This window comes from Streptomyces sp. NPDC059524 (assembly GCF_042749255.1).
Lineage (GTDB): Bacteria > Actinomycetota > Actinomycetes > Streptomycetales > Streptomycetaceae > Streptomyces > Streptomyces xanthii.
On the sequence record NZ_JBHYTK010000097.1, the window covers coordinates 19,961 to 30,087 of the forward strand.

The window sequence follows — 10,127 nt, forward strand, 5'->3', positions numbered from 1 at the left end:
CAGCACTGCGGGGCCCACCCCCCCCGGGGGGGGGCCCTCCCCGGCCGGGGGGCCCCCCCCCCCCCGCGCTGCTGCCCCCGACTTCGCCACATGCGTCTTCAACTCCCCTTGGTCTTCCGTCTGTTGAGCAAGAGATGGAATCATCTGGGGCCTTGAGGCAGCGATGCCCTCCGCGGGCGGGCCGGCCGTCACCTCATGGCAAAGGAGAGGCGTACATGAGCATGCTGCGGCCCCATGGACGACGGACGCGACGCGCGATACTCGCAGGGGGCGGCGCCGTGGTCCTGGCCGTCGCCATGGCGACGGCGGCGCACGCTGCTGTCCTGCAGCCCCTCCCGCAGAACGCTGACGGAGTGGAGCAGAGTTTCTCGCCCGCCTACGACTACGACGGCGACGGCTGTTATGCCACGGCCGCGATCGGCAGCGACGGGACCATCAATCCAGGACTGGCGCTCGGCGGTGACGTCAACGGTCACTGTCACGACTACGCGCAACTCGCCGCCGCCAACACCTATTCGCGTGCGAAATGCAACAACGGCTGGTGCGCCATCATGTACGCCAGCTACTTCGAGAAGGACCAGGCGACATGGGGCCCGGCGGCGATCGGACACCGGCACGACTGGGAACACGTCGTGGTGTGGGTCTCCGACAACGCGGTGCAGAATGTGGCGGTCTCGCAGCATTCCGGCTATCAGTCGGCCGACCGATCGCAGATCCGTTTCGACGGCACCCATCCCAAGGTCGTCTATCACAAGGACGGCCTGTCGACGCACTGCTTCCGCTTCGCCGGCGCGGGTGACGAGCCGGCGGAGAATGCCACCGGTGGATGGTTCTACCCTCGGCTCGTCGGGTGGGAAGGCTATCCGGCCGGATACCGCGACAAGCTGATGACCGCAGACTTCGGTGCCGCCACGATCAAGATTGACGACGGGGACTTTCAGTACGCCCTGACGGTCACGAAGCCGAACGGCATCCCGTTCGATCCCAATGCGTGAACGGGCGGATTGAACACGTCATGCTGGGGGAGCGGTCTCGGTCCGAGAACTGGTCCGTCGGGCGGCGAGATCGCGTTCGAGTCTGATCACATCCGCCGGGGTGTTGACTGCCTGCCAGGGCACGTCGATCGTGTAGCCGGCCAGCTGACGGGCGCGGACCAGGCGCGGCAGCGTGCTGTCGGCGTGGTCCCCTTCCTCGGGGAGCATGGCAACGACCCGCCAGGCGAACAGATACACACCGGCGTTCACCCGGCGCGACCGTGGGGCTGTAGGGGCGAAGGCCGTCACCCGGCCCAAGTCGTCGCAGGCCACCGCGCTCCCCGGCTGGCCGGGACCGGCGAGCGCCACGGTCGCGGCGACGCCACTGCGCAAGTGATGGGCGCTCATCGCGCACAGGCAGAAAGACGTCCAGATGTCCCCGTAGAGCGCGAACCACGGCTCGCCCGGATACGGCAGGGTGCACGCGGCCCGCCGCAGCCCGCCACCACGTCCCAGCGGCCGGTCCTCGACCACCGCCGCGGCCCGTGGCGACGACGGACAAGAGTCGAGGTACGAGACGATCACCTGGGCCTGATGTCCCGCGGACACCACGACATGTTCGACACCGCAGGCGGCGAGCCAGTCGAGCTGATGCCGCAGGATCGGCACCCCGTGAACCTCCACCATCGCCTTGGGCCGCTCACGGGTCAGCGGCAGGAGTCGGCTCCCCTTTCCGCCGGCCAGGATGACGGCCTGCCGGACGGTCGGCGGCTCACCTCGCCCGCAGACCAGATGTGTCACGTCCGCCGTGGCGGACCCGGCAGGGCAGCGCATGCACACGCGAGTGTCGGTCGACGGGACAGATCGCAGCATGCTCCTGTGCATACCCCTACTGCCAGGGCGAAAGCGGCAATAACCAGCCGTGAGACGCCGCCCTGCAGCCGGTCGGCTGGACCTCGGCCCGACGAGAAGGCGCAATGGTCAGGCAGTGGCTGCGGCTCGCCAAGCGGCGGTGACGCAGCCTTCTTCCCACTGCCACCGCCCCTCAGACTCACCGTGCTCCAAGAGCTTCCGAATCTGTGGCAGGTCCGCCCCGGGTGGGACATCGAGAGCCACCATTCCGAACCGCTGGATTCCCTCACCCGTGGTGCCGAGACGATGAAAGGTCTCCAGCACGGATTCGCGGGCGGCAGCTGAACCACTGTCCTTCAGAACGATCAGCCTGATCGTGCAGTGCTCCGCGCTCTCGACCGTCTCACCGGCCCAACGCACGCCTTCGCCATCGAGGTCGACGCGGATGATGTCGTCGCTGGAGACTCCGCGGACGAACCAGGGCGTGTTGTCCAACCGAACTGTTCCATCGCCAAGGTCCACAGCCCACAGGCTCTCCACACTCACCGGCGGCCAGCCGTCCTCGTCCACATCCATCCGGAAGTGGACCTTTACGTGTTCGCCGCTGATGCTCATCACCACACCATCATCCACGCCGCGCCAGCCGCGATCATCCGGCGAGCGACCACACAGGGTGTTTCGTCATCAGGTCCGGGAACAAAGGATCCACCCGGTCCGAGGGCAGCCCCCGCGAACAGCCTCGCGTCCCCGTTCGCTTAGATGTCGTCGACGGCCTCGCATGATGCGAGGGCGCCATGACCTCGGAGCGGTGCTGAGCTCGGTGAACGGGTTGAAGAAGACACTGGCGGACAACCACTACCCCGGACGCGGGGTGCTGTGGTGCCGAACCGGGGACGGGGAGTCGCTCGGCGGGTGCTTCCTCACAGGACGAAGCCCTGCCTCCAAGGCCCGCGCTCTGCACCGCACTCCGGAGGGAGCGCTGCTTGTCGCCCCGTCGGAACCGAGCGCACACGATCATCTGCGTCATTACGTCGCCGCCCGCCAGAGCGGCCAGTGGCTGGTCTTCGGCAACGGCGAACAGGTCTCCACAGTCGCCGACCGGCTCGACTCCGGAGAGTTTTCCGCCCTGGCCCTGGACGGCCTGGACTACGAACCGGACCCGCCGATCTTCACCCCCGGCTGACCGTCGTCGCTGACGGCCAGGTCGGCGGGCGGGCCTGGTTCGGCGCCGCGCGGCGCAGCAGCGGGGGACGTACGGCGACCAACCGCTTGACGCTGAAGGTCAGCGACCTGGAGCCCGGTGAGGGGGTGCTCATGACTACGTATCGCTCGGACGGGCACGAGATCGCGACGGGCGACCCGTTCACTGAGGTCCGCATCGGCGCCGGAAACCGCGGCGGTCTTCTCGATGAGCTGGCCTCTCTGCCGCCTGAGCTTCGGATCGCCGCCGCGGTCTTCTCGCCCGGTGGTCTCGCGGAGGCCGAAGTTCGACAAGCAGCGCCGGCCCAGAGCTGACACCGGCCGGGCCACCGATTCTGCTTCAAAGAGCAGCCGCGGTGCCCGGCCTCGCTGAAATCACTTGACGCTTTCTGCCGCACCTGCTCCGGGAACGCGTTGTGTGGTCACAGTGGCGTCGTGGGTGAGGGCTGCGACCGAGGCGTGAGCATGACGCTCGCGCACTGACCGCGCGACCCGTCACGCCGACGGACAGGTCCTGGTCAGCCCATTCGCGGGCGCTGAAAAGGGACATGCGAGCACCCAGGACGGCATGCTGGGATGGATCATCATGAACTCCATGCACATCCTGTCCGTCAATGAATCCGACCTTCCGCTCGCGATGGAGCAGAATCTCGCCGAGCACGCCTGCCATCTGCACCGAACCCTGAAGGGTGCGTCCGTCGCCGAGACCAGCGACCTGCTGATCGCCGACAGCGGTCTGGACGACGACACCTTCAACATCGTCGCGATGGCCCGCTTCACCCCGGGCACCGCCCCGGCCCGCGCCGCGGAGACGGCCCGGACCCTGGCCGCCACCGGCCGCCCCTTCTCCTGGTGGGTGGGCCCCGCCTCCACGCCGGACAACCTCGCCGAGCATCTTCAGGCCGCCGGCCTGGAGGCGTCGGAAACTGAGGCGGGCATGTGGAAGGACCTGCGCGGTTCCCTCCCCGACGCGCACGTGGACGGCCTGGAGATCCGCCCGGCCACCACTCCGGAACAGCTCGCCGACTACGCCACAGTCCTCGCCGCGAACTGGAACCCGCCGGCAGCCACGGTACGCCAGTTCTTCGCCGGCGCCGCCGATTCGGCCCTCACCGCCGACTGCCCCGCCCGCTACATGGTCGGCTACGTCGACGGCCGTCCCGTCTGCTCGGCCGAGGTCTTCCTGCACGCGGGTGTCGCCGGCATCTACAACATCGCCGCAGTCGCCACCGACCGCCGCCGCGGCTATGGCGGCGCCATCACCGCGGCCACCCTGCACACCGCCCGGGAAGCGGGGTACGAGACCGCGGTGCTCCAGGCGTCCGGCGACGGAGAACCTGTCTACCGCCGCCTCGGGTTCACCGTCGGCGGCCAGTTCACCGAGTACGCCCTCACCCCCTGACCCGTCAAGGCAACCGCTTCGCTCCTCCCCAACGCCTGGCCTTCATCCGGGCGAAGGCGCGCTCGACAAGGCCCCTGACCTGTCTGTGGGAGGGATCGTGCTCTTGCCTTCGAGCCCCGCAGTTCGGCTTGGCCTTTTGCATGGCGGTGGGGAATTACCAGGCCGGTACCCGGACAGCCTCCGTCTGCGATGGTCATCGTGGTGCCGACGGCGCCCTTCGCACCGGATTCCGCCCACGCTCGGCAGCCGATGCGGTTGCCGGGGCTCGGCGCGGCTCCACAGCTAGGCCTGATGTCACTCCTCGGCGCGGCCGAGAACGGCCCGCCACGAACCGGGCTCGAATAGTTGGAGTCCGCGGAAATGAGCCTCGGCGCATGAGGCGACGTCCGCCCTGCCGATGGCTACTCTGGCGATGTGGCCGATGAAGAGAACGCTGCGAGCGGCTCGGTCCGGCGTTCCTGGTGGGACCCGGTGAAGTCCACTGTCGGGCTGGAGTTGGCCGCCCTCGCTGCCTGCGGAGTGATGGGTCTGGTGGGGTGGCCGTTTGGCTGGCTGCCCGACACAGATGTCGCAGTCGTCGTGACGTTCGTGTTCACAGTCGAGCCTCCGGCGGAGTTGTACCGAGCAGCGGGCCCGCCGCGCCGACTCGCTGCCGTTGCCGCTCTCCTCGCGCTGGTGACGGCATGGCTGCTCGTGACCGCGGTACTGAACTGGGCCTTTCCCGCGCTGGTTGATCCGGGCGTTGGCGCTCTCGTCAGCTACCTTGTCGCGGTGCCCGTCGGGGTGGCCGTGTTGGCTTGGTTCCTCATCGGGGCGAACCCTGGCTGATGCGTCACGGGCTTACCTGCCCGGCCCGCACTTCCCGCCTCTCGTCCTGAGAGGGAGTGGCTGCCCAGCTGTGAGGTCGAGTTGCGCGGATGACGTCAGGCTGGGCGTGCCGTGGTGAGAACTCGTCTCGGTGGCTGCTTCAGCCTCGAGCGGGGAAGTCCGGGTGGTCGGCGTAGGGCGAAGCAAGGTCACGCAAGTTGTGGCATGGCCAGGGTTCGCGGGCATGGCGGGCCAGAAGGCGCCGCTTGGCCTCGACCTCCCGCATGACGCGGGCTGGGTCGTGGAGCGCCACATGCAGGGCAATCGTGGGGTGAAAGCCAGAGAGGTCAACCTGGCAGAAGTCCACTGTGTCTCCGTGGGCGGACCACTCGCCGCATGCGTCAGCGTCGCAGCGGCGGGCCAAGTCGGCTTCCTCGTTCAGACGCGCCTCAATGAACCTCACCAGCTCATCAGTCATAGGGACATTCTCGCGGTGAGGGTCACCGTGATGGGCTGCCGCGGTCTGCCTGGGCCGGTGTGAGGCGGTCAGTGTTCGTGTGTGTGGCCGGCTGCCACCAGGGTGGGGAGGTGGGAGGTGAGGAACCGGGCGGCGCGGTCGAGTGCGGCGTCCGCCTCGTCGAGGCGTCCGTGCTCGGTCTGGTAGACGTGGGGGAGGCCGGCGCCGATCTCGAGGGTGGCCTCGACGTCGGCGGCGCCGGCGCGGGCGGCGAGGCGCACGGAGTCGTCGAGGAGGACCTCGTTCGCCCCGACCTGTACGAGCAGCGGGGGCAGGCCGGAGAGGTCGGCGAACACCGGGCTCGCCAGAGGGTGGCTACGGTCGCCGTCGCCGATGTAGAGGTCCGCGTACGCGCGCACGTCGGCCTCGGTGAAGATCGGGTCGGCGTCCTGCTTGGTGCGCATGCTGGCTCCGGAGAGGGTGAGGTCGACCCAGGGGGAGAAGACCACCACGGCGGCAGGTTGCGGCAGTCCCGCCTCGCGGGCGGCGAGGAGGGTGGCGATGCTCAGGCCGCCGCCGGCCGAGTCGCCGGCCACGACGAGCTCGCGTGGGTCGGTGCCGGTGGCCAGGAGGTCGCGGTAGGCGGCGAGTCCGTCGTCGACCGCGGCGGGGAAGGGGTGCTCGGGTGCCAGTCGGTAGTCCACGGAGGTGGCACGCAGCCCGGTCCGCGCGGCGAGTTCACCGACCAGGCCGGTATGGGTGTCCGGCGAGCCGATGACGTAGCCGCCGCCGTGGAGGTAGAGCAACCGACCGCGATCGGCCGCTCCGGCTGGCTCCAGTTCCAGGGCGGGACGCCCGCCCAGGACGGTTCTGCGGACGGCGACGCCGGCCGGTGCGGGTCGCGTCATGGCGGCGGCGAATCCGGTGCGCAGTTCGGCGGGGGACGGCGGGGTTTCGCTGCGCGGGACGGAGCGGAGCAGGGCGTCCAGGGCTTGGCGCTGCTGTCGGGACATGGCGGGCCTCCATCAGGTCGGGATGCGAGAATGGATTCCTCGGAATCCATCTGCTCGTGTCCAACCGCCTTCCAGGGAAGATGATTCCCAGGAATCTATCGGAGGTTTTGTGAGCCACATCACTCCGCTCTTCCTCGATCTCGTCCGCGTGGAGACCCGGCTCTACAACGCGGTCGGCGCCCGGCTGCGCGCCGAACACGGCCTGACGCTCGGCCAGTTCGAGTTCCTGCAGATCATCGACCGGGTGGACGGGTGCCGTGTGCTCGACATCGTGGCCGAGGTGGCGATCACGGTCGGAGCCGCCAGCAAGGCGGTCGACCGGTTGGTGGCCGCCGGCTGGTGCGTACGCGTCGCGCACCCGCACGACCGCCGTTCCTCCGTGCTGCGCCTCACGCCCGAGGGCGAGAAGGTGCTGGCCGCTTCCGGGCCCGTGGTGGAGGGTGCACTGGCCTCATTGACGCGGACGGTCTCCGCTGCCGATCGCCAACACCTCGCCACCACCCTGGCCGCCCTCCGCGCGAACCTCGAGGAGGACGGCCAGGGCCAGCCAGGGAGCAGCGTGACTCCCTGAGTGCGGCTCGATGATCAGCGATCGTGTGTGACCGAGCGTTCCGAGAGTCCTCCTACGGGAACTGCTTCTCCTCGCGGCCGATGTCGTCGATCGGCCCGAGGATCGTCCACCCCGGACCGAGGGCACGGACGGAGCGGAAGCCGTGGGCGTCCGCGTACTCCTCGGCCTCCTCGGCGGTGTCCTCGGGGGCGTGCATGATCGTGTAGCGCGGCGGGTCCTCGTGGTAGAAGCGGTAGAACGTGCGGCCCTCGTCCTTGGGCTGGTAGAGGATCACGCTGACGCCCCAGAGCGCGTCGTACACCTTCTGGTCGCGCGGGGGCGTCGTCGTGCACGTGTCGGAGGGGCGGCCGGGCTCACGGACGCAGGTCTTGTAGCGGCTCCAGTCGATGCGTTCGGCGCGGGGGTGTGCCGCGATCACCTTCCGCATCCTGGCGTCGGCCCGGTCGAAGGCGTCCTCGCGGCGGTCGTACTCCTGCTGCAGCCGGTTGAAGCGCTGCTCGTCGAGGCCGCTGCCGAAGTGGGCCTCCAGGCCGGCGAGGACGGCGACCCGCCAGGCCAGGTACCCGGCGGTCACGACAAGCAGCGTGACGGCCAGGACCCGGCCCGGCGAGCGCCTGTGGGGCTTCGGGCCGGCGAGGTCAGAACGTGCCGCTGATGGGGATCTCGATATCCGCCTGCGCGATCGCCGGGGGGTACTTCCCATCGAACCGGTCATAGTGCTGGAGCGTAAACCAGTCGATGAAGCCGTACGCCGTGATCTCGTCGTCCGGGTCGAGACCGAAGTGGTCGTAGGAGTGGAAGACGAGCTTGCCGGAGAAGGAGTTGCCCTCGACCTTGTACTCCTTCAGCGCGATCGTCTGGCCGTGGAACTGGTGGATCGCGATGGAGAGGGCGCGCTGGTTGCCGTCCCAGAGGGAGAAGTCGTACACCGGGTACTTCACATCCTGGCGGAGGAACTCCTGGAAGAGGAAGTTCTTGGTGAGGTCCTCCTGGACCTTGAGCTGATCGGTGCGGCCCTTGTTGTCGATGAGGGACTGTTTGATGATCTGGCCGGCCTTGTCGGTGTACGCCTTCTCCTGCGGTGAGGCGCCGACCGCGCGGGAGAGGGCCGTGCCGGAGCCGCGGTAGAGGTAGCGGCCGGGGTCGAAGTTGTCGTCGACGGTGACCGTGCCCGCACTCTGGCCGTCGCGGCCGTACCGGAAGGCATTGCGGAGGTCGTCGACGGACTGGGCGTGGTCGGCGTCGGCTCCGAGCTTGCCGAAGTTCATGATGTCGTTGAACTCGGCCCACATCCAGGACTCGGGCGTGATGCGGGCGACCCAGAACTCCCAGTCGAGGTCGGTGAGTTCACCGAAGTCGTAGTCGTTGAAGGTGAGGTCGTCGGCGACGCGCGGATCGGCCGGCACGGGCGGGTTCTGGGGGTCGGGGGCCTTGCGGTGACCCTCGCGGAAGGCCGACTGGTGGATGAGCATGTCGGTCGGGGGCGGGTCGCCGGGGTCGCCGCCGTCGCTGGGGCCGTCGGAGAGGACGCGCTTGCCCGGGGCCTTGGGGCCCGCCTTGTCGAAGGCGCGGCTGTCGAGGACGACGTACTTGGCGGAGCCGTCGGCCGTCACCGTGATGGCATCGCCGCTGAGCTGCTGGCCCGACTGCTTGACGAGGTGGCGGGCCTTCTCGTCGTAGCGGTAGAGGGCCGGTGCGATGCTCTCCGAACGGCCGGGGTCGAGGCGGAAGGTGAGCCGTGCGGCGCCGTCCGCGGGGGCGGAGAGCTGGAAGCCGCTGCCGAGGTAGCCCGGAGTGGACTTAGGGAACTCCCGCTGCCCGGCCGGGAGCCTGGTGACCTGGAAACCGCCGACCTGCTTGGCGCGCAGGCCCTTCAGCGTGGCCTCGGCGGTGGTGGCACCGCCGTCCGCGCGACGCGTCACGTCGAAGACGGAGTTCTTGGCGCGGGGGGAGGCGTGGAGCCTCGTCTCCTCGCCGTCCTGGACGCCGTCGCCGTCGGTGTCGGCCTTGGTGGGCTCCGTGCGGAGCTTCAGCTCGCGGGCGTCCGAGAGGCCGTCCTGGTCGCTGTCGGCGCGGGTGGGCGTGGTGCGGAGCCCGAGCTCGCGGGCGGTCGTGAGGCCGTCCTTGTCGGGGTCCTCGGCGCCGTCCTTGGTGCCGTCGCCGTCGGTGTCGGCCCAGAGCGGTGAGCTGAACCGGTAGCCGAGCTCGGCGAAGTCGGAGATGCCGTCGCCGTCCGTGTCCTCCGACTTGGGGTCGAGCTTGGCGCGCACCTCCAGGTCGTCGGGGAGGCGGTCGCCGTCGGTGTCCTCCGTCGGCGAGATGCCGTGCTTGGCGAACGACGCCCAGGTCGGGGTGTCGGCCTCGGCGCCGGGATCGGCGCTGTACCAGACGGTTTCGGTCCTGCCCGGCTGGAGGGTGTTCGTGGGGCCGACGCCCTGGAGCGTCGTGCGCGCGTCCTGGGGTGCGGCGAGCTTTGCGGCGGAGGTGTCCGTGACGCGGTCGGAGAGCTCGAAGGTCAGCGACCACTTGGACACGGGGTGATCGGAGACGTTCTCGAGCTGGAGCCGGGCGACGTACGAACCTTCTGTCGCTCTGCCTCGGAGGGCGGCCGGAACCTGGCTCCACGCCGCGTCGCCGGGGGCGACCTGGCGGTAGGAGACATCGACGGTGTCGTCGCGGTAGAGCGTCGCCCCGTCGCGGGGCCCCGCCGCCGCCGGGGGGGGGGCCGGGGGCGGGGCCGGTGGACGGGGCCGGGGTGGGTTACACCAAACACTCGTTCCGGGGGGTCTTGGGGCGGCCCGCGGGGGTCGGGCGGACCGCCACGCTCACGGTTCGGGGGATTGCGGAGAGC

Annotated in this window: 12 protein-coding genes and 1 pseudogene; 6 read left to right on the forward strand and 7 right to left on the reverse strand. The window is 69.5% G+C overall.

The genetic code is table 11. From position 1 onward, the window contains the following. The first annotated feature begins 215 nt into the window (after nucleotides 1-215). Nucleotides 216-995, forward strand: a complete 780-nt coding sequence (locus ACFW9D_RS24815) for an NPP1 family protein (protein WP_384624955.1) — start codon at nucleotides 216-218, stop codon at nucleotides 993-995. A gap of 18 nt (nucleotides 996-1,013) precedes the next feature. Here the strand turns inward: ACFW9D_RS24815 and ACFW9D_RS24820 are convergent, their stop codons facing one another. Beyond that, on the reverse strand, nucleotides 1,014-1,847 hold the full coding sequence (locus ACFW9D_RS24820) for an NDP-sugar synthase (RefSeq protein WP_384624958.1): 834 nt from the start codon (nucleotides 1,845-1,847) through the stop codon (nucleotides 1,014-1,016). A 108-nt stretch (nucleotides 1,848-1,955) separates the two neighbouring features. Beyond that, nucleotides 1,956-2,444: a DUF4265 domain-containing protein gene (locus ACFW9D_RS24825; protein ID WP_384624961.1), complete on the reverse strand. Its 489-nt coding sequence runs from the start codon at nucleotides 2,442-2,444 to the stop codon at nucleotides 1,956-1,958. A gap of 211 nt (nucleotides 2,445-2,655) precedes the next feature. Here ACFW9D_RS24825 and ACFW9D_RS24830 point away from each other — a divergent pair, with 211 nt between their 5' ends. From ACFW9D_RS24830 to ACFW9D_RS24840, 3 genes are all read left to right on the forward strand, one after another. After that, on the forward strand, nucleotides 2,656-3,009 hold the full coding sequence (locus ACFW9D_RS24830; protein WP_384624963.1) for an IMP cyclohydrolase: 354 nt from the start codon (nucleotides 2,656-2,658) through the stop codon (nucleotides 3,007-3,009). Between the two features lie 86 nt (nucleotides 3,010-3,095). After that, entirely contained in the window at nucleotides 3,096-3,341 is a 246-nt protein-coding gene (locus ACFW9D_RS24835; RefSeq protein WP_384624966.1) for a hypothetical protein, read from the forward strand. A 322-nt stretch (nucleotides 3,342-3,663) separates the two neighbouring features. Next, a complete protein-coding gene (locus tag ACFW9D_RS24840) occupies nucleotides 3,664-4,428 on the forward strand; it encodes a GNAT family N-acetyltransferase (protein WP_384624986.1) in 765 nt (254 codons plus the stop codon). Between the two features lie 40 nt (nucleotides 4,429-4,468). Here ACFW9D_RS24840 and ACFW9D_RS24845 read toward each other — a convergent pair. After that, nucleotides 4,469-4,697: pseudogene (locus ACFW9D_RS24845) on the reverse strand (IS5/IS1182 family transposase); the annotation flags it as partial. Between the two features lie 145 nt (nucleotides 4,698-4,842). Here ACFW9D_RS24845 and ACFW9D_RS24850 point away from each other — a divergent pair. Then, nucleotides 4,843-5,256, forward strand: a complete 414-nt coding sequence (locus tag ACFW9D_RS24850; RefSeq protein ID WP_384624969.1) for a hypothetical protein — start codon at nucleotides 4,843-4,845, stop codon at nucleotides 5,254-5,256. 139 nt (nucleotides 5,257-5,395) lie between these two features. Here ACFW9D_RS24850 and ACFW9D_RS24855 read toward each other — a convergent pair whose 3' ends face one another. Both ACFW9D_RS24855 and ACFW9D_RS24860 read right to left on the reverse strand, forming a co-directional pair. After that, complete coding sequence (locus ACFW9D_RS24855; protein WP_384624972.1) at nucleotides 5,396-5,713, reverse strand: DUF6221 family protein; 318 nt, start codon at nucleotides 5,711-5,713, stop codon at nucleotides 5,396-5,398. Nucleotides 5,714-5,781: 68 nt separating this feature from the next. Continuing rightward, entirely contained in the window at nucleotides 5,782-6,705 is a 924-nt protein-coding gene (locus ACFW9D_RS24860) for an alpha/beta hydrolase (protein ID WP_384624975.1), read from the reverse strand. Between the two features lie 109 nt (nucleotides 6,706-6,814). On the opposite strand from ACFW9D_RS24860, the gene ACFW9D_RS24865 reads away from it, so the two are divergent. Then, nucleotides 6,815-7,276 (forward strand): MarR family winged helix-turn-helix transcriptional regulator, encoded by a 462-nt coding sequence (locus ACFW9D_RS24865; RefSeq protein WP_384624977.1) that lies wholly within the window; start codon nucleotides 6,815-6,817, stop codon nucleotides 7,274-7,276. A gap of 52 nt (nucleotides 7,277-7,328) precedes the next feature. Here ACFW9D_RS24865 and ACFW9D_RS24870 read toward each other — a convergent pair whose 3' ends face one another. Beyond that, nucleotides 7,329-7,850, reverse strand: coding sequence for a hypothetical protein (locus ACFW9D_RS24870; RefSeq protein WP_384624980.1), 522 nt, complete (start codon nucleotides 7,848-7,850; stop codon nucleotides 7,329-7,331). A gap of 64 nt (nucleotides 7,851-7,914) precedes the next feature. Continuing rightward, nucleotides 7,915-9,810 (reverse strand): DUF3289 family protein, encoded by a 1,896-nt coding sequence (locus ACFW9D_RS24875; protein WP_384624983.1) that lies wholly within the window; start codon nucleotides 9,808-9,810, stop codon nucleotides 7,915-7,917. Nucleotides 9,811-10,127 lie beyond the last annotated feature (317 nt).